The organism is Marilutibacter maris, from assembly GCF_003233695.1.
Lineage (GTDB): Bacteria > Pseudomonadota > Gammaproteobacteria > Xanthomonadales > Xanthomonadaceae > Marilutibacter > Marilutibacter maris.
Window position 1 is genome coordinate 987,520 of the sequence record NZ_CP029843.1, and the last position, 24,879, is coordinate 1,012,398.

The window sequence follows — 24,879 nt, forward strand, 5'->3', positions numbered from 1 at the left end:
GGCTCACCGGAAGATGGTCGTGTCGTTTGCCCGCATCCGCGGTGCGGACGCTGCGTCTGGCTCGATGGCCCCGTCATACCGGATCCACGCCATGAGCCTGACCCACAGCACCCACGCATCCGAGCCCGTCGAGGCCGCCTGTCCGCCGCGCTTCGGCGCGGGCGGCCCCGCCTGCGCCGCCGCCGTTCCCGTCCCGGCCAACGTCTCCGCCGTCGATCGCGGCGATGCGGTGCGCGGCGAGATCGCGGTCGCCCTGACGTTGCGCCATGCCGGCGTGCGCGAGGTGGTGCTGCGCTACGAGATCCAGGATCGGACCGCCGGCACGCAAGCGCCGGTCGTGTTCGTCGCCGGCGGCATCTCCGCCGACCGCCACCTCGCTCCCAGTCGTGCCTTTCCGGCACCGGGCTGGTGGCCGGCGCAGGTCGGCGAGGGGCGTGCGCTGGATCCGCGGCGCTGCCGCATCGTTTCGTTCGACTGGCTGGGCGCCGACGGCACGCTCGATGTGCCGCTGGATCCGGCCGACCAGGCCGAGGCCGTCGCGGCCCTGCTCGACGCGCTGCGGATCGAACGCATCGACGCCTTCGTCGGCAGCTCCTACGGCGCGATGGTGGGCCTGCAGTTCGCGGTCCTGCACGGCGACCGGCTGGGCCAGCTGGTCGCGATCAGCGGCGTCCACCGCGCCCACTCCTACGCCAGCGCCTGGCGCGCCTTGCAGCGCCGCGCGGTGGCGCTGGGCTCGCTGCAGTGCGACGAGACCCACGGCCTGGCCCTGGCGCGCCAGTTCGCGATCCTGAGCTACCGCACCCCGGAGGAGTTCGACGAGCGCTTCGCGCCGGCGCGGGTGGTCGAAGGGCGGGTACGGGTCGGCGCCGAGGACTATCTGGACCATTGCGCGGCGCGCTTCGTCGGTCGCAGTTCGCCGACCGCCTACCTGCGCCTGTCGGAGTCGATCGACCTGCAGGCGGTCGAGCCTGCGCGGATCCGGGTGCCGGTCAGCGTGGTCGCGGTGGCCGAGGACCGGCTGGTGCCGCTGGCCGACGCGCAGGCGCTGTTCGCCGCGCTGCATGCCGGCGCCTGCCCGCATCCGCGCCTGCACGTGCTGCGCTCGCCCTACGGCCACGACGCCTTCCTCAAGGAGGAGGCCGACATCGACGTGATCCTGCGCGCCGCACTGGCAGGCGCCTCCGATGCCCCCGCTTCCCCCGCGCCGACCTCGAACCAGGAGATTCCCGCATGAGCACCCGCAGCCTGTGTACCGCCGCCGTGCGGGCCGGTATCGATCGCGACCCCGCCTTCGGCGCGGTCACCCCGCCGATCGTGTTGTCGTCGAACTTCAGCTTCGCCGGCTTCAACGACAAGCGCACCTACGACTACACCCGCAGCGGCAATCCGACCCGCGACCTGCTGGCCGAGGCGCTGGCCGAACTGGAGGGCGGCCACAACGCGGTGGTGACCGCGACCGGCATGGGCGCGATCACCCTGGTCCTGCATGCCTGCCTGCAGCCGGGCGACACCCTGGTGGTGCCGCATGACGCCTACGGCGGCAGCTGGCGCCTGTTCAATGCGCTGGCCGCCAAGGGCGCCTTCAACCTGCTCACCGTCGACCTCACCGACCCGCGCGCGCTGGCCGAGGCGCTGGCGGCGAATCCCAAGCTGGTCTGGATCGAGACACCGTCCAACCCGCTGCTGCGGATCACCGACCTGCGCTTCGTGATCGAGGCCGCGCATGCGCATGGCGCGGTGGCGGTGGTCGACAACACCTTCCTGTCGCCGGCGCTGCAGCGGCCGATCGAGTTCGGCGCCGACATCGTCGTGCATTCGACCACCAAGTACATCAACGGCCACAGCGACGTGGTCGGCGGCGCGGTGATCGCGCGCGAGGCCGAGCTGGGCGACAAACTGGCCTGGTGGGGCAACTGCCTCGGGCTGACCGGCTCGCCGTTCGACAGCTTCCTGACCCTGCGCGGCCTGCGCACCCTGGATGCGCGCCTGCGCGTGCACCAGGAGAACACCGCCGCCCTGGTCGAGCTGCTGGAGTCGCATCCGGCGGTCGCGGCGATCCACTATCCCGGCCGCGCCGCGCACCCGGGCCACGCGGTCGCCGCGCGCCAGCAGCGCGGCTTCGGTGCGATGCTCAGTGTCGAGATCAAGGGCGGCGAGGCGGCGGTGCGCGCCTTCCTAGATGGTCTGGACTGCTTCACCCTGGCCGAGTCGCTGGGCGGCGTTGAGAGCCTGGTCGCGCATCCGGCGACGATGACCCACGCGGCGATGAGCGCGGAGGCGCGCGCGGCGGCCGGCATCGGCGATGGCCTGTTGCGGTTGTCGGTCGGGATCGAGGCGGTCGACGATCTGGTGGCCGATGTCGAGGCGGCGCTGGCGCGCGCGCTGGCGGCGGCCGCGAAACCGTTCGAAGGCGAGCGCGCGGCGCAATGAGCGCGCTGGCCGAGGACCTGTGTACGCCCTCCCGCACCGTCGCCGGGCCGCGGGCGGGGCAGCGCGACGATGTCGCGCGGGTCGCCCTGCTCGGTACCGGCACCGTCGGCGGCGCGGTGCTGGCGCGGTTGGCCGAGTGGCGCGCGCGCGGCTTCGGCGCCGGCCTTGAGCTGGTGCATGTCGCCAACTCCCGGCGTGCGCTGGGCGACGCCGGCGGCGTGGATCCGTCGCGGGCATCGGCGGCGCTGGCCGTCAGCGACCGGTCCAGCGATCTGGATGCGGTCGCATCCGCACTCGGCGCTGGCGGGCGCCGCATCGTCATCGACGCGACCGCCAGCGCCGAGGTCGCCGCGCGTCATGCCGGCTGGCTTTCGGCCGGCATCGACGTGGTCACCGCCTGCAAGCTCGCGCGCGGCACCGCGCTGTCGGACTGGCGCGCGGTCGAGGATGCCTGTGCGCTCGGTGGCAGTCGCTATGGCGATGCCGCCACCGTCGGCGCCGGCCTGCCGTTGCTGCGCTCGCTCCGCGAACTGCGCGCCGGCGGCGACCGCATCCATGCGGTCGCCGGGGTGCTGTCCGGCTCGCTGGCCTGGCTGTTCAATCACTACGACGGCCTGCGCCCGTTCTCCGGCTTCGTCCGCCAGGCCCGCGACGCCGGCTATACCGAGCCCGATCCGCGCGAGGACCTGTCCGGCGAGGATGTCCGCCGCAAGCTGCTGATCCTGGCGCGTGCGGCCGGGGTGCCGTTGGAGCAGGACGCGGTCGAGGTCGAATCGTTGGTGCCCGCGGGGCTGGCCGCGCTGCCGCGCGAGGCCGTCGACGCGGCCCTGCCGCAGCTCGACCCGCTGCTGCGCGAGCGCTATGCGCAGGCCTATCGCAACGGCGACACGTTGCGCTTCATCGCCCGTCTGGAACGCGAGGGCGCGGGCTGGAGCGCCAGGGTCGGGCTGGCGGCGCTGGCCGTCGATCATCCGCTCGCCGGCGGTGCCGGCACCGACAATCGGGTCGCGATCTGGTCGGACCGCTACGACGCGCAACCGCTGCTGATCCAGGGGCCCGGCGCGGGCGCGACGGTCACCGCCGCCGGTCTGCTCGACGACGCGTTGCGGATCGCGCGCGGCTGAGGCGATCGCGGGACCACGCTTCGCGACGAAAAACCGGGGCGCCGGGCCCGAGGGGGTAGCCGGCGCCCCGAGGCCCCGCGGCGTCGGCCGCGGGGCAAGCGGGAACCGCTGGGCGGCTTATTTCAGGCCGTCGCCGATGGTGCGGGTCAGGGTGCCCTGGGCGTCGTCGCCGCTGAACTCCCAGAAGAACGCACCGCCGAGGCCCTGCGCCTTCACGTAGTTCATCTTCTCGGTGATCAGCGCCGGGGTGTCGTAGCTCCAGAAGGTGTTGCCGTCGTACTTCCACGTCGCCCGCGCGTTGGCGTCGGTATGGATCGTGCCGGCCTTGTTCTTGATCACCTTCCAGTCCTCGATGCCGGCCTCATAGGTGCCCTGCGCCGCCGAACCGCTCTGGTAGAGGCCGTTGTCGACGTTGGCCACGCCGGTCCAGCCGCGGCCGTAGTAGCCGATGCCGAGGTTCAGCTTCGATGCCGGCACCCCGCGCGACAGGAACGCCTCGATCGCATCGTTGGAGTTGTAGAAGCGCTGGTCGCCGGTCGAGGGATCGTTGGGCGAGTCGAACAGGGCCGAGTGATGGTTGGTCTGCGGATCCCACGCGCCGTGGAAGTCGTAGGTCATCACGTTGATGAAATCCAGGTACGAGTGGTACGCGCCCGGATCGGTGGCCCTGATCTTGTCGATGCCGGCGCCGGCGGCGATCGTCAGCAGCAGGCCCGGACGCACCGCGTCCAGCTGGCGGCGGAACTCGGCCATCAGCGCGGTGAAGTTGGCGTTGTCCTCGGGGGTGCCGCAACTCAGGCCGCAGGCGGCCGGGTACTCCCAGTCGACATCGATGCCGTCGAACACGCCCGCCGCCGCGCCGATGCCGCCGGCGCCGTCGGTGACCGGCAGGTTGCCGCGGATGTAGGCGTCGATGCAGGAGGCGACGAAGGCCTCGCGGTTGGCCGGCTTGGCCGCCTCGGCGAAACCGCGCGACCAGGTCCAGCCACCGAGCGAGATCAGCACCTTGATGTTCGGGTACTTGGCCTTGAGCTCCTTGAGCTGGTTCCAGTTGCCGCGCAGCGGCTGGTCCCAGGTGTCGGCCACGCCGTCGACGCTTTCGGCGGCGGAGAACGCCTTGGTGTAGTCGGCGAACGCATCGCCGCCTTCGCCGGTGTTCGGGTTGGACGGGATGGTCCGGCCGACCTCGCAGCGGTTGTTGCGGACGTTGCCGAACGCGTAGTTGATGTGGGTCAGGTGGGCGGCCGCGCCGCTGGTGTCGATGTGCTTGACCCGGTAGTTGCGGCCGTAGATGCCCCACTGGGTGAAGTAGCCGATCACCCGCTTGTCGCCGGCGGGCGGATCGCCGCCGTCGCGGGTCGACACGTTGATCGCCGCGCTCTGCGCCGAGGCGTTGCCGGCGACGTCGCGGGCGCGCACGCGATAGCTGTAGCCGGTGTTGGCGCTCAGGCCGCTGTCGGTGAACGAGGGCTGCGACGGGCTGCCGACCAGGCTGCCGTCGCGGTAGACGTCGTAGCCGGCGACCCCGCTGCCGCCGGGGTTGTCGGTTGATGCGTTCCAGCCCAGGGTGATCGAGCTGGCGGTCTGGCTCGACGAGGCCAGCCCGGAGGGCACGCTCGGCGCGGTGTCGTCGACCGGCGGCGGAGTGTTGTCGACGGTGATCGTCACCTGGGTCGAGGTGGTGCTGGCGCCGTCGTCGTCGGTGGCGACCGCGGTCAGCACGTGGGTGCCGGCGCTGGCATCGCTCCAGCTCGCCTGCCAGGGCGCGCTGGTGTCGGTGCCCAGCGACACGCCGCCGCGGAAGAACTGCACGCTGGCGACGGTGCCGTCGCTGTCGCTGGCCGAGGCGCTGATCGCGATGTCGCTGCCCTCGGCGAAGTGGGCGCCGTTGGACGGCGCGGTCAGGGCCACGCTCGGCGCGACGTTGTCGCCGCCGCCGTCGCAGGCGCCCAGGTCCTGGTACCAGCCGCAACTGGGGCAGTGGGTCGGCGGCGCATTCCAGATCGGAATGTTGGCGCTGTACAGGCGGCCCTGGTACTGCAGCTTGTCGCCGGGGTTGTAGACGGTGGCCGCATCCCACTCGGGGACGCCGGCGCACGAGGCGGCGAGGGTGGCCTGGGGCGCCAGTGCCAGCGCGGCGAGCATGCCGGTCGACAACAGACTTCTCGACAACAGGCCTTTCGACAGCATCGCTTTGGACAACAACCGTCTTGCCGACAGACTTCCGGGTCCTGCGTGTTTCATGAGTGTCTCTCCCTGGAACGATGTGATGTGAAGCCGCCGACCGTGTCGGGCCGGCGCCAAACCCCTCGTTGACTCACAAAACGAAGGCGCCCTGGCCTTCGGAACCGCGTGGGAGGCTGCGGCCTCCTCGAATGCCGCCCTGTGCGATGCGGCGCGTCCGGACCGGTGCCGGGCCGCGCTGTCCGGGCCCGATACCGGCGCCCGGTCGCATTCGTTCGCAGGCGTGCTCGGCCCCGACGCTGCGTCCAATTGATATCGTTGTCAATAAATAAACAAAGGCTTTGCAGCGGTGTTCACACACTGAGATTGACTTGAGAGGTCAATTGGCTGGCTTGTATTGCGGCGCAGCATGCCGCGGGCGCGCCCAGGCCGTCGCGATGGCGCGACGGCTCAAGCGCGCGGCCCGGCGTACGCGGGCGCACAGGGAGGAGAGGGCTGAGGGGTGGGGGCTGGGAGGCGGGGGACCGCCTCAGCACTCGATCACGTTCACCGCGAGGCCGCCGCGCGAGGTTTCCTTGTACTTGTCGCGCATGTCGCGGCCGGTGTCGCGCATGGTCTTGATGACCTTGTCGAGGCTGACCTTGTGCTTGCCGTCGCCGCGCATCGCCATGCGGCTGGCGTTGATCGCCTTGACCGCGCCCATCGCGTTGCGCTCGATGCAGGGGATCTGCACCAGCCCGCCGATCGGGTCGCAGGTCAGGCCGAGGTTGTGCTCCATGCCGATCTCGGCGGCGTTCTCGATCTGGCCCGGGCTGCCGCCGAGGGCGGCGGTCAGGCCGGCGGCGGCCATCGAACAGGCGACGCCGACCTCGCCCTGGCAGCCGACCTCGGCGCCGGAGATCGAGGCGTTCTCCTTGTACAGGATGCCGACCGCTGCGGCGGTCAGCAGGAAGTCGCGCACCCCCTGCAGGGTCGAGCCGGGGATGCAGCGGTCGTAGTAGTGCAGCACCGCCGGGATGATGCCGGCGGCGCCGTTGGTCGGCGCGGTGACCACGCGGCCGCCGGCGGCGTTCTCCTCGTTGACCGCCAGCGCGTAGAGGTTGACCCAGTCCAGGGTGGTCAGCGGGTCGCGCATCGCCGATTCCGGGCGCGAGGACAGCTCCGCGTACAGGGTCGGCGCGCGTCGCGAGACGTGCAGGCCGCCGGGCAGGGTGCCGCTCTCGCGGATGCCGCGCTGCACGCAGGACTGCATCGCTTCCCAGATCTCGTCGAGGCCGGCGTCGATCTGCTCGCGCGAGCGCCAGGCCTGCTCGTTGGCGTACATCATCTGCGCGATCGCGATGCCCTCGCGGGTCGCGGTGCCGATCAGTTCGTCGCCGGAATGGAACGGATAGGCGACCTCGGTGGTGTCGGCGACGATGCGGTCCTCCGCGGCCTCGTCCTGGTTGACGACAAAGCCGCCGCCGACCGAGTAATAGTCGCGGGTCGCGATCACGTTGCCGTCGGCATCGAAGGCGGTGAAGCGCATGCCGTTGGTGTGGAACGGCAGTTTCTGCCGCTTGTTCATGATCAGGTCGTGCTTCTCGTCGAAGCCGATCTCGTGGATGCCGTGCAGCTTGATGCGCCTGGATGCGCGGATCCGCTCCAGCGCCGGCGGGATCAGGTCCGGGTCGATCAGGTTCGGCCAGTGGCCTTCCAGGCCCATCAGCACGGCCTTGTCGGTGCCGTGGCCGCGGCCGGTCAGGGCCAGCGAGCCGAACACCTCGGCGCGGACGCGCGCGGTGCGCTCCAGGTCGCCGTTGTCGACCAACCAGCGCTCGACGAAGCGGGCGGCGGCGCGCATCGGGCCGACGGTATGGGAGGAACTCGGGCCGATCCCGATCTTGAACAGGTCGAAACAGCTGACAGCCATGAAACCACTCCGGTGTGTCCCCGCGAGGGATGGCAGGCGGGGCGACGCCTTATTCTACGGGGCCGCCCCCGACCGTTCGCTAGCGTCCGGCTCCGATGACCGAATCCCGATCCGCAAGCCTTCCGCGGCTGGTGCTCTACCAGCGCGACGACTGCCACCTCTGCGACCTCGCCCTGGAGGTGCTCGCGCAGGCGCGTGCGCCCGAGTTCGACAGCGTCTTCATCGACGACGACCCGGTGCTGGAGGCGCGCTATGGCATCCGCGTGCCGGTGTTGCGCGAGCCTGAAGGCGGCGCCGAGCTGGACTGGCCCTTCGACGCCGACCGGGTCCGCGACTTCCTCGCCGGCTGAGGCGTCGGCAGCCCCGGCTTCCGCCGCGCCCGTTCCGGCACCGCGATCACCCCGCTGGTGGCGGCACGGACGATGCGGCGGAAGGTCGGACATTCCATGTGGCTGGGCGCCGGACAGGCGGCGGCATGGCGCAGGCCGTCGCGCATCGCCGCCAGCCGGTGGATCGTCGCGTCCAGCGCCTCGGCCTTCTGCGCCAGCACGGCGCGATCGATCCGGTGCCGGCCGTCGGCGGCCAGCATCGGTGCGATCTCGTCCAGCGAAAAGCCGGCCGCGCGTCCCAGCGCGATCAACGCCAGCCGTTCGAGCACGCCGGCCGCGTACTGGCGGCGCAGGCCGTGGCGGCCGACCGGTGCGATCAGGCCCTTGTCCTCGTAGTGGCGCAGGGTCGAGGCCGGCAGGCCGCTGCGGCGCACGACCTCGGCGATATCCAGTTCGTTGGCGTGGCCGCCCATGGGCTTGACTTCAAGTCGACTTGAAGTTGCAGGATGCGCCCATCCACGACCACAGGCAAGCGGGAGGACTTTCGATGCACAGCGCAACCACGACGGCCACGGCGTCCGCCAGCGAGGCCGGCAACGGCCAGGCCGCGCTCTGGAACGGTACCGGCGGACAGGCCTGGGTCGACAATCAGGACCTGCTCGACCACCTGTTCCAGCCGCTGGCGGCGCGTCTGGCCGATACGGCCGGGGCGTTGTCGGCGCGGCGCGTGCTCGACATCGGCTGCGGCACCGGTGCGACCACGCGGGCGGTGGCGCGGGCGCTGGATGCGGGCGGCGAGTGTCTCGGCGTCGACGTGTCGGTGCCGATGATCGAAGCCGCGCGGACGCGCGAGGCGCTGCCCAACGCCCGCTTCGTGGTCGCCGACGCGCAGCGCCATGCGTTCGAGACGGCCGCGTTCGACATGCTGGTGTCGCGCTTCGGGGTGATGTTCTTCGACGACCCCGTGGCCGCCTTCGCCAATCTCCGCCGCGCGGCCGCCCCGGGCGCCCGGCTGTGCGTGCTGGCGTGGCGCGGCCCGGACCAGAACCCGTTCATGACCGTGGCCGGACGTGCCGCCGCGCCGCTGCTGCAGGAGGCGGCCATGCCATTGTCGGCGCCGGCTCCCGGCGCACCGGGACAGTTCGGCTTCGCCGATCCGGAGCGGGTGCGGCGGATACTCGATGCCGGCGGCTGGCAGGACATCGACATCCAGCCGCTGGACGTCGGTTGTGGCATGCCCGAATCCGCGCTGGAGCGCTATTTCACCCGGCTGGGGGCGTTGGGGCAGGCGCTGCATCGGGTCGACAGCGCCACCCGGGCCCGCATCGTCGCGGCCGTGCGCCCGGCCTTCGACCCCTTCGTCGACGGCGAATCGGTCCGTTTCGACGCCGCCTGCTGGCGGATCGAAGCGCGCAGCGGCGACCCGGCCGGGGTGCGGCGATGAGCACGGCCGGCGAGGCCCTGATCGCCGCGGCGGTGATCGGCGTCGGCGCGACCGCGCTGATGGACCTGTGGGCGTTCGCGCGCCAGCGCCTGAGCGGTGTGCCTCCACTGGACTTCGCCCTGGTCGGCCGTTGGCTGGGCTGGATGCCGCGCGGCCGTTTCCGGCACGCGCCCATCGCCGCCTCGCCGGCGGTGGGTGGCGAGAAGGCGATCGGCTGGACCGCGCACTACCTGACCGGTATCGCCTTTGCCGGCGTGCTGCTCGCCATTGCCGGGCCCGGTTGGGCCTGCGCGCCGACCCTGGTGCCGGCGCTGGCGGTCGGGGTCGGCACGGTGGCCGCGCCGTTCCTGCTGATGCAGCCCGGCATGGGCGCGGGCCTGGCCGCCCGCCGCACTCCCGATCCGGCCGCCGCGCGCCGGCGCAGCCTCACCGCGCACGCGGTATTCGGGCTGGGCCTGTACCTCGCGGCGTGGATGGCGAAGCTGGCCGGCCTGCTGCCGCCGGGCCTGTGCGGTTGAGGCCGGTCTGTCCGGCCCCGCTCCGGCTCACTTGGCCTGGAAGAACACCTTGGTGCTGACCGCGACCTCGTTGGGCAGGTCGGCGGTGTCGGCCCAGTCGCCGGCGCCGACGTCGAAGTCCAGCCGCTTGACCGTGGCCTTGCCGGCCAGCACCGGGCGCTCGCCCGGGGTCCAGGTGAAGGTCAGGGTCACCGGCTTGCTGATCCCGCGCAGGCTGAGGGTGCCGTCGGCGGCGTAGCGGTCGTCGCCGAGCGCACGGAAGCCGGTCGCGGTGTAGCGCGCCTGCGGGAAGCGCGCGCTGGCGAAGAAGTCCGAGCCCAGCAGGGTCTCGTCGCGCTCGGGATTCCTGGTGCTGGCGGTTGCCAGCGGGATCACCACATCGAGCCGGGCCGCGGCCGGGTCGGCCGGATCGAAGCTCAGGGTGGTCTTGAAGTCCGGGAAGCGGCCGACGAAGACCTCGCCCTGGTACTGGCTGGCGAAGGTCAGCGCCGAACCGGGCACCTGCTCGTAGTCGGCGGCGAGGGCATTGCCGGCGGCCATCGAGGCCAGCAGCAGCGGCAGCGACAGCAGGCGCGGCACGGACGGAATGCGGCGGGAAGGCTTGGGCATGGGGGGTCTCGCTATCGGGAGGTGGGGGATGCCTTGCGGCGGCGCGGCAGCATCCGGGTCAGGGTGTCGTCGCGCTGGAAGATGTGGTGGTAGAAGGCGGCGGCCACGTGCACGGCGACCAGGGCGACCAGGACCCAGAACAGCCATTCGTGCGCCTCGTGGGCGAGATCGCGCAGGCCCTCGTTCGGCGCCGACAGCTTGGGTACCGTGAACAGGCCGAACCACTTCAGCGGGCGCAGGCCGCTGGCCGAGTCGTACAGCCAGCCCGACAGCGGGATCGCGAGGATCAGCGCGTACAGCGCCCAGTGGGTGAGCCCGGCGATCCGTGCCTGCCAGGTCGGGGTGCCGGCGACCGGCGCCGGGCTGCCGGCGTACAGGCGCCAGCCCAGCCGCAGCACGACCAGGGCCAGCACCGCCAGACCGGTCGACTTGTGCAGGTCGTAGACCCAGAAGTACTTCGGCGACTTGGGCAGGGAGTCCAGGCTCAGCCCGACCACGGCGAGGATCAGGATCAGCAGCATGATCAGCCAGTGCAGGAACTGGCTGACGCCGCCCCAGCGGTCTGTGGTGTTCTTCAGGGTCATGGCGTGGGCTCGTCGTCGTGGTTGCGGTCGCAGGAAGTCGTGCCGGCGGGGTCGGGAGGGGAGGCGTCGGAAGCCGGAGCGGCCTGCTCCAGCGCGGCCTCGGCCGCGGCCTCCAGTGACGGATACGTGTTGGCGGTGTCGTGGGTTACGTCGGCGGCCCCGGTCCCGGCCGCCTCGTCGGTGACCGGATCGAGCGCGGCGACCGCGCCGGAGTCGCGCACCGCCTCGGCCTCGATCCTCAGCTCGACCTCGTCGCCGATCACCGAGCGCCAGGCGTCGATGCCGAAGTCCGCGCGGCTGAGGACGCCGCGGGCGGAGAAGCCGACCGTGCGCCGGAACGGCGGCAGCGGGTGACGGGCGAGGGTGTTCAGGGTGACCTCGAGGCATTGCCGGCGGACCTGGCCGCGCAGGCTCAACTCGCCGCAGACGGTCGCGTGGTTCGGGTCGTGCCCGGTGACCGTGGTCGACACGAATCGCGCCTCGGGGTGACGGGCGGTGTCGAGCAGGGCGCTGCCAGCAACCGCGCGGTTCCAGTCCTCGTCGCCGAAATCCAGTTGCGCCAGCGGCACCCGCACGTCGAGCCGGGCCTGGCTCCAGTCGTCGGGGTCGAACAACAGCCAGCCCTGGCTGCCGGAGACCGTGCCCAGCGCCTTCGAGAAGCCGGCGTGGCCGACCGCGACCAGCACCCGGGTATGCACCGGGTCCAGCGCATAACCCGGCGGCACGGCGGTGGCCGTGCCGGCAGCGGTCGACAGCGCCACCGCGCAGGCGAGCGTGCGCACGGCCGTGGCGGCGGTCGGGGCGCGGGTGGCGAAGGCGGCTGGCGAGGGCATTCGGGGCGAAGGGGTGAATGGCGGGAGCGGCTGCGCGGTTGCCGACACCATACCAACCGGCCGTACATAAAAATGTAGTCGCCGATGGCAACGGTTTGTTCCGGCCGTGGCGTCATCCTCCACGGGCGGCCCAGGTCGCCGCCGGGCGGACAGCGGGCCGCGGCTGCGGTATGGTCGCGCTCCGGCACGTCGGTCCGCGTGCGGCGCGCTCGGCCGCGCGGACGGCCGGCGACAAGGGGAGGCTCGGAGCCGATGACGAGGTACTTGCCCAGAGGGCTGGCCGGGACACTGCTGGCGACGCTGCTGGCGGTGTCGCTGATCTGGCCGCCAGCGGCGCGGGCGGCGATGCCGGACGTGCCGCGGGTGCGGGTGATCGGTGTCGAGCACGGCCTGCCGGCCAGTTACATCAACGGCATCGCCGAGGATCGCGACGGCTACATCTGGCTGGCGACCACCGACGGCCTGGCCCGCTACGACGGCGCCGGCGTGCGGGTCTGGCGCCACGATCCGGCCGATCCCGACGGCCTGCCCGGCAATCTGATCACCTTCGTCCATGTCGACGACCACAACCGGGTCTGGGTGGCGGTGGAGACGCGCGGACTGAGCGTGCTCGAAGCCGATCGCAAGCACTTCCGCCACTACCGGATGGACGCCGAACCGCGGATCGGCAGCGACGACACCTTCGCCATCGCCAGTCGTCCCGGCGAGCTGTGGTTCGGCACCTATGGCGGCGGCCTGCACCGGCTCGCCGCCGATGGCCGGATCACCCGCTTCATGCCGCGCAAGGACGATCCGGCGAGCCTGCCTTCGAGCACCGTCACCTCGCTGGCGTTCGACGACGAGGGCGCGTTGTGGATCGGCACCCTGTCCGGACTCGCGCGCTGGAACGGACGGGCCATCGAGCGGGTGCCGCTGCCCGGGGAAATGCCCGCGCCGCTGGTCTATTCGGTGAATCCGCGCGCCGACGGGCTGTGGGTCGGCGCCGACACCGGCCTGCACCGCCGCGTCGGCGAAGGCGTCTGGGACGACCCGGCATGGTCGGCGATGTTCGCCAAGCCCAATGCCGTGCTCAGCGTCGCCAACGACCGGGTCGGGCACTTGTGGCTGGGGACCCAACGCAGCGTCTGGAAGGTCGCCCCGGGCGCGATCCCGGTGCCGGTCAGGACCGGCACGCATGGGCCGGCGCGCGCGATCCAGCAACTGCACATGCAGGACAACGGCGCGTTGTGGCTGCCGGTGCCCGGACGTGGGCTGGGCTATCTGCGACCGGACTGGCGCGAGGTCAGCCAACTCACCCACGGCGAGGGCGGCGGCCTCACCAGTTCGCTGTATCTCGGCATGGCGGCGTCCATCGACGGCGGCCTGTGGATGGTCGGGGAGCGCGGCGAGCTGGACTACCTCGACGAGACCGGCATCGTCCATCCGATCTCCGACGCGACCCGCCAGGCGCTGACCGACTGGCGGCCGATCTCCATCGTCGAGGACGATCGCGGCCGCCTGTGGCTGGGCACCGCCGGCATGCGCGGCAGTCTGCTGCGGGTCGACGGCGACGGCGTGGTCAGCGACTGGTCGCCGGAAGACACTGTCGACGCGACCCCTGGCGGCGCGATCCCGCTGATGAGGCAGGCGCCCGACGGGACCTTCTGGCTGGTCGCCTCCGGCGGTGGCGTGCAGCAGCGCGACCCCGACAGCGGACGCGTGCTCACCCACATCCCCGCCGGAGAGGAGGGCGGGCTGGGCATGGTCGACCTGGAGGCGCTGGACTTCGATCCGGATGGGGTGCCGTGGGTCGCCGGCGATACCGGTGTGCTGCGGCTGGCCGCGGACGCGGCGCGCTTCGAGCCGGTGCCCGGCCTGGCCGGCGACCGGGTCTACGGATTCGCCTTCGACGGACCGGACCGGATGTGGCTGCATCGGCTGTCGGGCCTGGAGCGCTTCCACCGCGATGGCGACGGCTGGGCCCGGGATGCGCGGATCGGGACCGAACACGACATCCCGGCGATCGAGGGCCGCGGCCTGCACGTCGATGCCCGCGGCCGGGTCTGGCTGGCAACCGCGCGCGGCCTGTACCGCTGGGATCACCAAGCCGGCCGGCTGCGCCGTTTCGGCCTCGCCGACGGCCTGTCCAGCCATCAGTTCGTCGATCACTCCACGGTGCTGACCCCCGATGGCCTGCTGGTCGGCGCGCTCGACGACGGCGGCGTGGCCCTGGTCGACTCCGCCAGCGAAGACCCGCCGCCCGCGCAGCCGCGCCTGCAATGGGACAGCTTCGAGGTGCGCCGTGAGGGCCAGTGGCGGACGGTGTCCGGCGAGGCCCTGCAGGCGCTCACCGCCGACGACCGCGAGCTGCGGGTGCAGTTCCGGCTGATGGCCTTCGACGATCCGGAGGCGATCCGCTACTTCACCCGGCTGGAGGGCTACGATCCGGACTGGATCGGCCATGGCAGCCGCGGCGAACGCGAGTTCTCCGGACTGACCCCGGGCAGCTATGCCCTGCACGTGCGCGCCAACGACGCGCTCGGCAACGCGTCGGCGGAAAAGCTCATGCGCTTCACCGTGCAGCCGCCGTGGTGGAACACGCCCGCGGCGTGGGCCGGATTCGGCGGTCTGGCCGCGCTGTTGCTGTGGTGGGGCGCCGATGTCTACCGTGACCGTCTGCGCCAGTTGCATGCGCGCGAGCGTGCCGAGCACGAACGCGAGATCGCAACCCAGGCGTCGCTGGCCAAGACCCGCTTCCTCGCCACCCTCGGCCACGAGGTGCGCACGCCGATGACCGGGGTGCTGGGCATGAGCGAGCTGTTGCTGGGGACCGACCTGGACAGCGAACAGCGCGAGTTCACCGAGTCGATCAAGCAGGCGGGCGAACACCTGTTGCGGCTGGTCAACGATGCGCTCGATCTGGCCCGCATCGAATCGGGCAAGCTGGAACTGGTGATCGCGCCATTCGAGCCGCAGCGATTGTTGCGCGAGGTGGTCGGGCTCAACGCTCCGCTGGCCCGGGCCAAGGGCCTGGAGTTCGTGTCCGGTTTCGGCGAGGACCTGCCGCCGCGGCTCAACGGCGACGCCAAACGGGTCCGGCAGATCCTGCTCAACCTGCTGGGCAACGCGATCAAGTTCACCGAGGTCGGTCATGTCGGCCTGCACGTCGCCCGCGATGCCGATGGCGCGCTGCGCTTCATGGTCGAGGACACCGGGCCGGGACTGAGCGAGGAGCAACAGGGGCGCCTGTTCCGGCGTTTCGAGCAGGCCGACGGTGCGCGCACCGCGGACCGCTACGGCGGCAGCGGCCTCGGTCTGGCGATCTGCCACGAGCTGGTCGAGGCGATGGGCGGGCGCATCGAGATCGACAGCGCGCCCGGGCGCGGCGCGCGCTTCCATGTCGTGTTGCCGTTCGCCGAGAGCGCGGCGGAGCCGGCGGCGACCGGTGGCGCCTCCGAGCGCGGCGCGCGGACGCCGCCGGAGCCCGCATCGCGGCCGCTGGAGCTGTTGCTGGTCGAGGACGACAGCACCGTCGCCGGGGTGTTGGTGGGATTGCTGCAGGCGCAGGGCCACCGGGTGGTCCATGTCGAGCACGGTCTGGCCGCGTTGGCCGAGGTGGCGGCGCGGGCGCGTTTCGACGCGGTGATGCTCGACCTCGACCTGCCGGGCATGGACGGGCTGTCGTTGGCGCGTCAACTGCGCGCCCAGGGCATCCAGGCGCCGCTGATCGCGATCACCGCGCGCGCCGACGCGCCGGTCGAGCGGGAGGCACTGGACGCCGGATTCGACCGATTCATACGCAAGCCGGTCACCGGAGCGATGCTGGCCGGGGTGCTGGAGGCGGTCACGGCGACGGCGGCGGGCTGAGGGCCGCCTCGATCGCGGACGCGGCGCCGGCCGCGTCCGGGCGCGGCGATCGACAATCGCGGCATGCCCGACCCCGGAGGGCGGTGGCTACAATGCGCGCGTGATCCGTTTTCGTCCGCTCCAGTCCAGCTCGTTCCAGGCCGGCATGCTCAGGTTGGCCCTGCTCGCCGCCGTGTTGCTGGTGCTGCTGCCGACCCTGGGACGGCTCGCCGAATCGCGGTCGCAGAGCGATGGCCTGGCCGGGCCCGGCGTCTACCTGGGCGCGATCTGCACCGTCGCCGGGCTCAGGTACCTGCCGCTGCCCAGTGGCGGCGCCGATACCGACACCGGCACGACGCCTTCCGACCTTCCCGGCGCCGACTGCGACTACTGCCCGCTGCTGGCGTCGCTGTTGCTGCTCGCATTGTGGCTGCTGGCGTTCCCGCCGCCGCGGCGGACGTCGTCGGGGTCGCCGTGCGGCGACGATCCGCACGCGCAATGGCGATATCCCTGCGGTCTGGGCTCGCGCGGACCGCCGCGGGCGTTCTGAGACGCGGAAATCCGAAGCGCGGACGTCCCGTTCGTGTACACCCTTCGCATCCCGGAGTTTTCATGCCGGATATCCGTTCCGCGACGCCGCGCGCGTCGCGATGGCCCGTGCCTGAGCGAGCGGCTCCGGGGCCATCCCGCCGTCCTGGCGCATTCTGTGGCCGTGCCTGCCCGGATGTCGCAACGGCGCAACCGCAGCCGTTGCCTGACCCTGTTCGATTCACTGGAGAAGTACCGATGAATTTGCTGTCCTCCCGCACCTTGTTGCCCGTCCGCGCGCCGCGGCTGCGGGTCCTCGCGGTCGCCGCGGCCGTGACCGCCGCGCTGGCGGCCTGCTCGCCGCAGTCCCCGCCCGAATCGCAGCAGCCCGCGCCGCAGCCGGCCGAGCCGGCCACCGATACCGTCGCGGCCATGCCGGCCGACGGGACCGTGGCCTCGATGCCGATGCCGTCCGGGGTCGGTGCCGGCGATGCCTGGATGCGGGCGATGCCGCCGGGCGCGAAGGTCGCCGGCGGCTTCTTGACCCTGCGCAACGGCGGTGCCGATGCCGACCGGCTGCTGTCGATCCACAGTCCGGCGGCCGAGCGGGTGGAAGTGCACGAGATGCGCACGGTCGACGGGATGATGCGGATGCGTCACCTGGAAGAGGGACTGGAGGTCCCGGCCGGCGGCGAGATCCGGTTGGCGCCGGGTGGCTACCACCTGATGTTCATGCAGCCGGCCCGGCCCTTCGCCGAGGGCGACACGGTGCCGGCGACCCTGGTGTTCGAACATGCCGGCGAGGTCGAGGTCGAGTTCCGGGTGCTGGCCCTCGGCGCCTCGGGGCCGGCCGGGCAGGCGGGCGACGGCGACCACCACGGCGGACATCACTGAGCCGCGCGGCCGTCGCCAGCGAGAACGAAAACGGCGCCCTCGGGCGCCGTCTTCATGTGTCCGCGATCGGTGCGCTCAGCGCGCGCTGAGCGTGTGCACCGCGTCGACCAGCACCGCGACGTGCTCGGGGTCCATGTCCGGCGACATGCCGTGGCCGAGATTGAACACGTGGCCCTCGCGCGAACCGCCGTTGCCGTCGCGCCAGCTGTCCAGTGCGCGTCCGACCTCGTCGCGGATCGCGTCCGGCGAGGCGTACAGGGTGACCGGATCGAGGTTGCCCTGCACCGCGACCCGGCCGCCGACCGCGCGCGCGGCGTCGCCGAGCTCGACCAGCCAGTCGGCGCCGACCGCTTCGGCGCCGCTGTCGGCCAGCTCGCCCAGGTAGGCGGCATTGCCCTTGCCGAACAGGATCAGCGGAGTGCGCTGGTCGCCATCGCCGCGCTCGAGTTCGCGCGCGATCCGCTGCAGGTAGCGCAGCGAGAATTCGCGGTACATCCGCGGGCTCAGCACGCCGCCCCAGGTGTCGAACACCTGCAGCGCCTGCGCGCCGGCCGCGCGCTGCGCCGACAGGTAGGCGATCACCGCGTCGGTGACCACGCCGAGCAGGCGGTGCATCGCGGCCGGGTCGTTCAGCGCCAGCGACTTGACCTTGGCGAAGTCCTTGCTGCCGCCGCCCTCGACCATGTAGCAGGCCAGCGTCCACGGGCTGCCGGAGAAGCCGATCAGCGGGACGCTGCCGTCGAGCTCGCGGCGGATCGTGCGCACCGCGTCGGTCACGTAGCGCAGCTCGGTTTCCATGTCCGGCACCGCCAGCCGGGCGATGTCGTCGGCGCTGCGGACCGGGTGGCGGAACTTCGGTCCCTCGCCCTCGACGAAATACAGGCCCAGGCCCATCGCGTCGGGCACGGTCAGGATGTCGGAAAACAGGATCGCCGCATCGAGCGGGAAGCGACGCAGCGGCTGCAGGGTCACCTCGCAGGCCAGTTCCGGGTTCTTGGCCATCGCCAGGAAGCTGCCGGCCTGCTTGCGGGTGGCGCGGTACTCCGGCAGATAGCGGCCGGCCTGGCGCATCAGCCAGACCGGGGTGCGGTCGACGGGTTGGCGACGCAGGGCGCGCAGGAAGCGATCGTTCTTGAGGGTCACGGGATGGGATTCGACGTTGGGGGAAAGAGGGGGGCCACTCTTGGTGCGACCGCGTCGGCCTCGGATCGTGCTGCCCGGCCATCCTTCACCGGGCGTCCGGCGAGGGCTGAACGGCCGGCGGGGGGGCTCACGAGCGTGTCGCCTCGCCCTGGGTGAACATCACCTGGAAGCCGCGCTTGATCTGCTGGTCGCGTACCCGCTCCATCGCCTTGATCGCGCTGGCATGGTCGAGGAACTGTTCGCGACGCACGCTGCTGCGGCCACCGATCTGGCCGGACTCGCGGACCAGGGTGAAGCCGCCCAGCAGATCGGGCTGCAGGAACAGTTGCACGAAGCGTGGCGCTTCGGGGCCGTCGGGCCGTTGTTGCAGGAGCAGGCGCATAAGGACGGCAATTGTACGCGAGTGGCGTCATGCGCCGCGGAACTCGCGACGCCAGGCCGAGGGCGAGGTGCTGAAGGTGGCGGTGAACCGCTGCCGCAGCGACACCGCCGAGCCGAAGCCGGTACGCGCGGCGATCGTCTCCAGCGGCTGGTCGGTGGTTTCCAGCAGCTGCTGCGCGCGCGACAGACGCTGGCTCAGCAGCCATTGGTGGACGGTGGCGCCGGTGGCCTGGCGGAAGCGGCGGGTGAAGGTGCGCCGGCTCATCAGTGCGCGCTCGGCGAGGTCGTCGAGACGATGCGGTTGTTCGAGGTTCTGCAGGGCCCACTCCAGGACCCCGGCCAGGCGCTCGTCGCCGGAGGAGTCCGGCAGTGGCCGCTCGATGTACTGCGCCTGGCCGCCGCGCCGGTGCGGCGACACCACCAGCATCCGCGCGACCCGGCTGGCGGCCTCGGCGCCGTGCTCGCGCCGCAGCAGGTGCAGGCAGCAGTCGATCGCCGCGGCGGTGCCGGCCGAGGTCAGGATGTCGCCGTCGTCGACGTAGAGCACGTCGGTCTGCAGCGCGACCCGCGGGTAGCGGCGGGCGAAATGTTCACTGCTGGCCCAGTGGGTGGTCGCCGGGCGGCCGTCGAGGAGACCGGCCTCGGCCAGCACATAAGTGCCCAGGCACAGCCCGACCAGGCAGGCGCCGCGCGCGTGGGCGGCCCGCAGCGCCTCCAGCAGCGCGGCGGGCGGACGCAGGTCGGGATCGGGCCAGGCCGGGACGATCACGATGTCGGCGCCGTGCAGGCCGTCCAGGTCGTGATCGACCCGGATCTCGAAGCCGGCATCGGTGCGCAGCCGGCGCCGGCCGTCCGCGCACACGCGCAGTTCGAAGCGGGGCTGGCCGTCGCCGTTGCGGTCGTCGAACACCGCGCAGGGCACGCCCAGGTGGAACGGGCTGATCCGGTCGAAGACGACTACGGCGACGGTGGTGGGGCGGGGCACGGACATGGCCCGATTATATCCAAGAATGTCATTCGGGCCACTTTCGGGAGGGGCCGTCGCGACCAAGAATGGCTCCACCCCCACACAACCGGAGCAATCCCATGAACACCCCCGCCCCGCGCAAGCGCGCCCTGATCGTCGTCGATGTGCAGAACGAGTACTTCGAGGGTCAACTGCCGATCGAGTACCCGCCGCCGCGGCAGAGCCTGGCCAATATCGGCCGGGCGATGGACGCGGCCCGCGCCGCCGGCGTACCGGTGGTGGTGGTGCAGCACACCGAGCCGTCGGATTCGCCGGCCTTCGCCGATGGTTCGCCCAACTGGGCGTTGCACCCGGAGGTCGCCGGGCGCCCGCGCGACCACTACGTCAACAAGTCGATGGCCAGCGTGTTCACCGGCACCGGCCTGCGCGAGTGGCTGGCCGAGCGCGGCATCGACACCATTACCGTGATCGGTTACATGACCCACAACTGCGACGCCGCGACCGTGTTCGAGGCCGCGCACTCGGGACTGGCGGTCGAGTTCCTCAGCGATGCGACCGGCACCCTGCCGTACGAGAACGCCGCCGGTCACGCCAGCGCCGAGGAGATCCACCGGGTATTCAGCGTGGTGTTCCACAGCAACTTCGCCGCGGTGCTCGACACCGCGCGCTGGGCCGGTCTGCTGGACTCCGACGAAGCGGTGTTGGCCGACAACCCGGTCGCCTCGAACCGGCGCGCCCGCGAGCGGCAACAGGCGGCCTGAGGCCGCCGGCGTGCCCCGCCGCGGACAGCCGCGGGGCACGCATGAGGGCAGCGGATCCGTCTGACAGCGGTATGAGCCGCGATCCCCGGTGCTTTTCGTAGGAGCGGGTGTTTCTAGGCGCCCAGAACCGCCAGCACCGCGGCGTCGGGCACGTCGCGGACCACCCGCGCGGCGCCGGCGGCGTCCCACAGGATGAAGCGCAGGCCGCGGGCGTCGGCCTTCTTGTCCAGCCGCATCCGCGCCAGCAGCGCTTCCGGCGGCAGGCCCGGCGGCACCGCGACCGGCAGCCCGAACCGCTGCAGCAGGTCCTGCAGGCGCCGGGCATCGGCGGCCGGGGCGAGGCCGAGATCGGCCGACAGGCGCGCGGCCAGCACCATGCCGACCGCGACCGCTTCGCCATGGTTGAGGCCGTCGCCGCTGGCGCCGGCGTAGCCCTGCTCGGTCTCGATCGCGTGGCCGAAGGTGTGGCCGAAGTTCAGCAGCGCGCGGTCGCCGTGCTCGAACGGGTCGCGCTCGACCACGTCGGCCTTGTAGCGGCAACTGCGGGCGACCGCCTCGGCGAGCGCGGCATCGTCGCGCGCGAGCAGTGCGTCGGCATGCGCCTCCAGCCAGTCCAGGAAGCCGGCATCGAAGATCGCGCCGTACTTGACCACCTCGGCCAGGCCGGCGCGCAGTTCGCGGTCGGGCAGACTGCGCAGGGCGGTGGTGTCGGCGACCACCGCGCGGGGTGGGTGGAAGGCGCCGACCAGGTTCTTGCCGCTGGGCAGATCGACCGCGGTCTTGCCGCCGACCGAGGAGTCGACCATCGCCAGCAGGGTGGTCGGTACCTGGATCACGTCGATGCCGCGCATCCAGCAGGCGCCGGCGAAGCCGGCCAGGTCGCCGATCACCCCGCCGCCCAGCGCCAGCACCGCGGCGTCGCGGGTCGCGCCCAGCGTCGCCAGCGCATCCAGGCACTCGCCGAAGCGGGCGAGGGTCTTTTCGTGTTCGCCGGCCGGCATCACGAAGCGACCGATGTTCAGCGCCGGACGCGCCGCGCGCGCCGCCGCCTCGACCCGCGCGGCGTACAGCGGGGCGACGTTGGCGTCGCTGACCAGCAGCAGATGGCGGCCGCGCAGGGCCTGGGTCAGCACCGCGCCGTCGTCGATCAGGCCGGGGGCGATGGTCACCGTGTACGGGGCCGAACCGCCGACGTGGACGGTCTGGATGGCGGTCATGCGGTTGCTCCGTTGCGTTGCCAGTGGAGGTCGAGTTCGTGCTGCAGCCGGCGCGCGGCCTCGCCGGCGGTCAGACTGCCGGTGTCGAAGGCGAGGTCGGCGACCTCGGCATACAGCGGGTCGCGGACGCCGGCCATCTGCCGCAGCACCGCTTCGCGATCGGGGCGGGCCAGCAACGGCCGGCTGCGGTCGTCGCGCAGGCGTTCCAGCTGCTGGGCCGGGCTGATCCTCAGGTGCACGACGAAGCCGCGCGCGCGCAGCAGTGCGCGGTTGAGCGGGTCGAGCACGGCCCCGCCGCCGGTGGCCAGCAGCAGGTCGTCATCGCCCAGCAGGGTTTCCAGCATCGCCCGCTCGCGGCTGCGGAAGCCGGCCTCGCCCTCGCATTCGAAGATCCTTGCGATGGTGGTGCCGGTGTGACGCTCGATCTCGTGGTCGGCGTCGAGCAGGCGCAGCCGGTAGTGCTCGGCCAGCAGGCGGCCGATGCAGGTCTTGCCGGCGCCCATCGGGCCGACCAGGATCAGGTTGCGGGCGGGATTCATCGCCGCGATTGTAGGCCACCGCCCCCTCCCGGCGCCGCGCACGGGCGTGTTCGCGCCGCGTGCACGGCATGGTCGCATGCGCTTAACGCGGCGGCACGTAGCGTCGGCCCGGGCGCTGTCGCCCGGCCATTCCACAAGGAACCTGCCATGTCCATTGCCAAGGTCATCGAACTCAATGCCGCGTCCAAGACCGGCGTCGAGGACGCGGTCAAGTCCGGATTGAAGAAGTGCGCCGAGTCGGTGAAGAACATCCAGGGCGCCTGGGTCAACGAGATCAAGGTGGTGACCTCGCCCGACGGCAGCGTGACCGAATGGCGGGTCAACCTGAAGGTGACCTTCGTCGTCGATTGACCGTGCGCGGGGCGAGCGCCGTTCAAGCGGGCAGCGGTCGACGCCGGGCGTCCAGGGGCACGGTGCGTTCGGCGAGGCCGGGCAGGGTCCGCAATGCCTGCCGGCTGACCCGTTCGTAGAACTGGACGAAGCGCTCCAATTGCGGACGGGTCATGCCGCGGTGGTGTGGGCGCGACGCCTGCAGGCGGCATTCCTGCTGCCAGCGCCATTGCGGCACCACCTCGAAGCCGGGCGGCTGCAGGAACAACAACCGGTCCAGCCGCGACCACAGCGGCGGGTAGGCGTCCGCCAGCGCCCGGTTGCACCAGCGCCGCCAGCGGCCGTCGGCGTCCTCGTCGCGTTCGAGTGCGTTGATCGGCGCGGCCAGTGCGGTGGCGTCCTGCGGCGGCGTCTTCAGCAACCAGCCTTCGAACAGCACCAGGTCGACGCGGCCGCTGTCGCGCCAGCGCGATGGCGGCAGGCGGGTGTCGGCGAGCTTGTCGAAGCGCGGCAGCCGTGCCGACCGGCCCGCGCACAGTGCGTCGAGCGTGTCGCAGGCCAGGGCCACGTCGTGGGTGCCCGGCGGGCCCCGGGTCGCCAGCAGCGGATGCACGCGGCGCGCCAGTCGCCGGCGCTGGCCGCGGCCGAGGTAGAAGTCGTCGATCGACAGGCTCGCGCAGCGCAGGCCGCGTGCCCGCGCCAGCGCGGCGAGCTGGGCGGCGAGGGTCGACTTGCCCGAGCCCTGCAGGCCGGCGATCGCATACACCCGCACGCCGTGACCGGGCCCGCGGTGGCCCAGCGCGTCGTCGAGCACGTCGGCGACGAAGGCCGGATCGAAGCCATCGGCAGGGGGGTGCGGAGCTCGCGCCATCGCCCCACAATAGCGCCATGGACACCTCACCCCTGCTGACCGAAGCCCTGGCCACCTTCGACCGCCTGTTCGCGGAAGCGGGCGCCGCCGGCGAACCCGATCCCACCGCGATGACCGTGGCCACCGCCGGCCTGGACGCGCGGCCGTCCGCGCGTATCGTGCTGTTGAAGGCGCACGACGCGCGCGGTTTCGTGTTCTACACCCACCTGGACGGGCGCAAGGGCCGCGAGCTGCAGGCCAATCCGCATGCCGCCCTGCTGTTCCACTGGCCGCGCGTGCGCAACGGCGTGCAGGTGCGGATCGAGGGGGCGGTCGAGATCGTCGCCGACGACGAGGCCGACGCCTACTTCGCGACCCGTCCGCGCGGCAGCCAGCTCGGCGCCTGGGCGTCGAAGCAGTCGGAGACGCTCGATTCGCGCGACACCTTCGAGCAGCGCCTGGCCCAGGCCGAGCAGGAGTTCGACGGTCGCGACGTCTCGCGGCCCGCGCGCTGGACCGGACTGCGGGTGCGGCCGTCGGCGATCGAGTTCTGGTACGGCGCCGACTTCCGCCTGCACGAGCGCCAGTTGTACGAATGCGACCGTGCCGGCGAATGGTCGCGCCGCATGCTGTTCCCCTGAGCGCCATGATCGGACCGCGCCGCATCGTCTGCCTGACCGAGGAGCCGACCGAGACGCTGTACGCGCTCGGCGAGCAGGACCGCATCGTCGGCATCAGCGGCTTCACCGTGCGGCCGCCGCGCGCGCGCAAGGAAAAGCCCAAGGTCAGCGCCTTCACCAGCGCCAAGATCGGCGAGATCCTCAAGCTGTGCCCCGATTTCGCGATCGGCTTTTCCGACATCCAGGCCGACATCGCCGCCGAGCTGGTCCGGCACGGAATTGAGGTCTGGATCAGCAACCACCGCAGCGTCGACGGCATCCTCGACTACGTCCGCCGGCTCGGGGCGATGGTCGGTGCCGGCGATCGCGCCAATGCCTGGGCCGACGAGCTGCGGTGCGGGCTGGACGCGATCGAATCGGCGTCGACGGCGCTGCCGCGGCGGCCGCGCGTCTACTTCGAGGAGTGGGACGAGCCGCCGATCACCGGCATCGCCTGGGTCGCCGAGCTGGTCCGCATCGCCGGTGGCGACGACATCTTTCCCGAACGCGCCGCCGAGCCGCTGGCGAAACAACGCATTCTCGAAGATCCGGACGAGGTGATCCGGCGCGCGCCGGACATCGTCATCGGCTCCTGGTGCGGCAAGAAGTTCCGTCCGGAAAAGGTCGCCGCGCGCCCCGGCTGGAATGCGATCCCGGCGGTGCGCGACGGCGAACTGCACGAGGTCAAGTCGCCGCTGATCCTGCAGCCCGGGCCGGCGGCGCTGACCGACGGGGTGCGCGCGATCGAGGCGATCATGCGGGGCTGGGCGGCGCGGCGCGCGGGTTGAGCGCGGACGCTTCCGCGGTCTTGCGTC

At 71.9% G+C, this 24,879-nt stretch carries 24 protein-coding genes and 1 pseudogene; 13 read left to right on the top strand and 12 right to left on the bottom strand.

The annotated features are described in order from the left end of the window. Positions 1-91: 91 nt before the first annotated feature. The 3 genes from metX to C9I47_RS04435 are packed head-to-tail and all read left to right on the top strand — an operon-like array spanning position 92 to position 3,557. Entirely contained in the window at positions 92-1,237 is a 1,146-nt protein-coding gene (gene metX / locus C9I47_RS04425) for a homoserine O-succinyltransferase MetX (protein WP_111265674.1), read from the top strand. Next, positions 1,234-2,433 (top strand): cystathionine gamma-synthase, encoded by a 1,200-nt coding sequence (gene metB / locus C9I47_RS04430; RefSeq protein WP_111265675.1) that lies wholly within the window; start codon positions 1,234-1,236, stop codon positions 2,431-2,433. The genes metX and metB overlap by 4 nt, the downstream gene beginning before the upstream one ends. After that, positions 2,430-3,557 carry a homoserine dehydrogenase family protein gene (locus tag C9I47_RS04435; RefSeq protein ID WP_111265676.1) on the top strand — a complete coding sequence of 376 codons (1,128 nt, stop codon included), beginning with the start codon at positions 2,430-2,432 and terminating at the stop codon, positions 3,555-3,557. The genes metB and C9I47_RS04435 overlap by 4 nt, the downstream gene beginning before the upstream one ends. Positions 3,558-3,674: 117 nt before the next feature. Here C9I47_RS04435 and C9I47_RS18145 read toward each other — a convergent pair whose 3' ends face one another. Both C9I47_RS18145 and C9I47_RS04445 read right to left on the bottom strand, forming a co-directional pair. Beyond that, a complete protein-coding gene (locus C9I47_RS18145; RefSeq protein WP_407067512.1) occupies positions 3,675-5,747 on the bottom strand; it encodes a glycosyl hydrolase family 18 protein in 2,073 nt (690 codons plus the stop codon). A gap of 523 nt (positions 5,748-6,270) precedes the next feature. Further along, complete coding sequence (locus C9I47_RS04445; protein ID WP_111265677.1) at positions 6,271-7,653, bottom strand: L-serine ammonia-lyase; 1,383 nt, start codon at positions 7,651-7,653, stop codon at positions 6,271-6,273. 95 nt (positions 7,654-7,748) lie between these two features. On the opposite strand from C9I47_RS04445, the gene C9I47_RS04450 reads away from it, so the two are divergent. Then, positions 7,749-8,003: a glutaredoxin family protein gene (locus C9I47_RS04450; RefSeq protein WP_111265678.1), complete on the top strand. Its 255-nt coding sequence runs from the start codon at positions 7,749-7,751 to the stop codon at positions 8,001-8,003. On the opposite strand, the gene C9I47_RS04455 is transcribed toward C9I47_RS04450, so the two are convergent. After that, positions 7,904-8,455 carry a helix-turn-helix domain-containing protein gene (locus C9I47_RS04455; protein WP_111265679.1) on the bottom strand — a complete coding sequence of 184 codons (552 nt, stop codon included), beginning with the start codon at positions 8,453-8,455 and terminating at the stop codon, positions 7,904-7,906. The genes C9I47_RS04450 and C9I47_RS04455 overlap by 100 nt on opposite strands. A gap of 74 nt (positions 8,456-8,529) precedes the next feature. Between C9I47_RS04455 and C9I47_RS04460 the strand changes: the two genes are divergently transcribed. Both C9I47_RS04460 and C9I47_RS04465 read left to right on the top strand, forming a co-directional pair. Next, entirely contained in the window at positions 8,530-9,426 is an 897-nt protein-coding gene (locus C9I47_RS04460; protein WP_111265680.1) for a class I SAM-dependent methyltransferase, read from the top strand. Continuing rightward, positions 9,423-9,944, top strand: a complete 522-nt coding sequence (locus tag C9I47_RS04465; protein ID WP_111265681.1) for a DUF2938 domain-containing protein — start codon at positions 9,423-9,425, stop codon at positions 9,942-9,944. The genes C9I47_RS04460 and C9I47_RS04465 overlap by 4 nt, the downstream gene beginning before the upstream one ends. A gap of 27 nt (positions 9,945-9,971) precedes the next feature. Here C9I47_RS04465 and C9I47_RS04470 read toward each other — a convergent pair whose 3' ends face one another. From C9I47_RS04470 to C9I47_RS04480, 3 genes and pseudogenes are all read right to left on the bottom strand, one after another. After that, a complete protein-coding gene (locus tag C9I47_RS04470) occupies positions 9,972-10,553 on the bottom strand; it encodes a YceI family protein (RefSeq protein WP_111265682.1) in 582 nt (193 codons plus the stop codon). Between the two features lie 11 nt (positions 10,554-10,564). Further along, positions 10,565-11,137: a cytochrome b gene (locus tag C9I47_RS04475; protein WP_111265683.1), complete on the bottom strand. Its 573-nt coding sequence runs from the start codon at positions 11,135-11,137 to the stop codon at positions 10,565-10,567. 125 nt (positions 11,138-11,262) lie between these two features. Beyond that, positions 11,263-11,970 (bottom strand): annotated as a pseudogene (locus C9I47_RS04480) (YceI family protein); the annotation flags it as partial. Between the two features lie 252 nt (positions 11,971-12,222). On the opposite strand from C9I47_RS04480, the gene C9I47_RS04485 reads away from it, so the two are divergent. The 3 genes from C9I47_RS04485 (at position 12,223) to C9I47_RS04495 (ending at position 17,217) form a co-directional block, all read left to right on the top strand. After that, positions 12,223-15,816 (top strand): hybrid sensor histidine kinase/response regulator, encoded by a 3,594-nt coding sequence (locus C9I47_RS04485; RefSeq protein WP_190238604.1) that lies wholly within the window; start codon positions 12,223-12,225, stop codon positions 15,814-15,816. A 100-nt stretch (positions 15,817-15,916) separates the two neighbouring features. Continuing rightward, the gene (locus C9I47_RS04490) at positions 15,917-16,345 is read left to right on the top strand and encodes a DUF2946 family protein (protein ID WP_111265686.1); all 429 of its coding nucleotides are present in this window, start codon (positions 15,917-15,919) and stop codon (positions 16,343-16,345) included. Positions 16,346-16,581: 236 nt separating this feature from the next. Next, positions 16,582-17,217 carry a copper chaperone PCu(A)C gene (locus C9I47_RS04495; RefSeq protein WP_223250275.1) on the top strand — a complete coding sequence of 212 codons (636 nt, stop codon included), beginning with the start codon at positions 16,582-16,584 and terminating at the stop codon, positions 17,215-17,217. A 75-nt stretch (positions 17,218-17,292) separates the two neighbouring features. On the opposite strand, the gene hemE is transcribed toward C9I47_RS04495, so the two are convergent. From hemE to C9I47_RS04510, 3 genes are all read right to left on the bottom strand, one after another. Beyond that, positions 17,293-18,360 (bottom strand): uroporphyrinogen decarboxylase, encoded by a 1,068-nt coding sequence (gene hemE, locus C9I47_RS04500; protein ID WP_111265687.1) that lies wholly within the window; start codon positions 18,358-18,360, stop codon positions 17,293-17,295. 127 nt (positions 18,361-18,487) lie between these two features. After that, positions 18,488-18,742, bottom strand: coding sequence for a WGR domain-containing protein (locus C9I47_RS04505; protein ID WP_111265688.1), 255 nt, complete (start codon positions 18,740-18,742; stop codon positions 18,488-18,490). A gap of 27 nt (positions 18,743-18,769) precedes the next feature. After that, on the bottom strand, positions 18,770-19,732 hold the full coding sequence (locus C9I47_RS04510; protein WP_111265689.1) for a GlxA family transcriptional regulator: 963 nt from the start codon (positions 19,730-19,732) through the stop codon (positions 18,770-18,772). A gap of 95 nt (positions 19,733-19,827) precedes the next feature. Between C9I47_RS04510 and C9I47_RS04515 the strand changes: the two genes are divergently transcribed. Beyond that, positions 19,828-20,469: a cysteine hydrolase family protein gene (locus tag C9I47_RS04515; protein ID WP_111265690.1), complete on the top strand. Its 642-nt coding sequence runs from the start codon at positions 19,828-19,830 to the stop codon at positions 20,467-20,469. Between the two features lie 113 nt (positions 20,470-20,582). Here C9I47_RS04515 and aroB read toward each other — a convergent pair whose 3' ends face one another. Next, complete coding sequence (gene aroB / locus C9I47_RS04520) at positions 20,583-21,686, bottom strand: 3-dehydroquinate synthase (protein ID WP_111265691.1); 1,104 nt, start codon at positions 21,684-21,686, stop codon at positions 20,583-20,585. After that, on the bottom strand, positions 21,683-22,225 hold the full coding sequence (locus tag C9I47_RS04525) for a shikimate kinase (protein ID WP_111265692.1): 543 nt from the start codon (positions 22,223-22,225) through the stop codon (positions 21,683-21,685). The genes aroB and C9I47_RS04525 overlap by 4 nt, the downstream gene beginning before the upstream one ends. A 147-nt stretch (positions 22,226-22,372) precedes the next feature. Here C9I47_RS04525 and C9I47_RS04530 point away from each other — a divergent pair, with 147 nt between their 5' ends. Continuing rightward, on the top strand, positions 22,373-22,576 hold the full coding sequence (locus C9I47_RS04530; RefSeq protein WP_111265693.1) for a dodecin family protein: 204 nt from the start codon (positions 22,373-22,375) through the stop codon (positions 22,574-22,576). A gap of 22 nt (positions 22,577-22,598) precedes the next feature. On the opposite strand, the gene C9I47_RS04535 is transcribed toward C9I47_RS04530, so the two are convergent. Further along, the gene (locus C9I47_RS04535) at positions 22,599-23,426 is read right to left on the bottom strand and encodes a kinase (protein ID WP_111265694.1); all 828 of its coding nucleotides are present in this window, start codon (positions 23,424-23,426) and stop codon (positions 22,599-22,601) included. Positions 23,427-23,443: 17 nt separating this feature from the next. Between C9I47_RS04535 and pdxH the strand changes: the two genes are divergently transcribed. Both pdxH and C9I47_RS04545 read left to right on the top strand, forming a co-directional pair. Continuing rightward, positions 23,444-24,046 (top strand): pyridoxamine 5'-phosphate oxidase, encoded by a 603-nt coding sequence (gene pdxH / locus C9I47_RS04540; protein ID WP_111265695.1) that lies wholly within the window; start codon positions 23,444-23,446, stop codon positions 24,044-24,046. Positions 24,047-24,051: 5 nt separating this feature from the next. Beyond that, complete coding sequence (locus tag C9I47_RS04545; protein WP_190238605.1) at positions 24,052-24,852, top strand: ABC transporter substrate-binding protein; 801 nt, start codon at positions 24,052-24,054, stop codon at positions 24,850-24,852. Positions 24,853-24,879 lie beyond the last annotated feature (27 nt).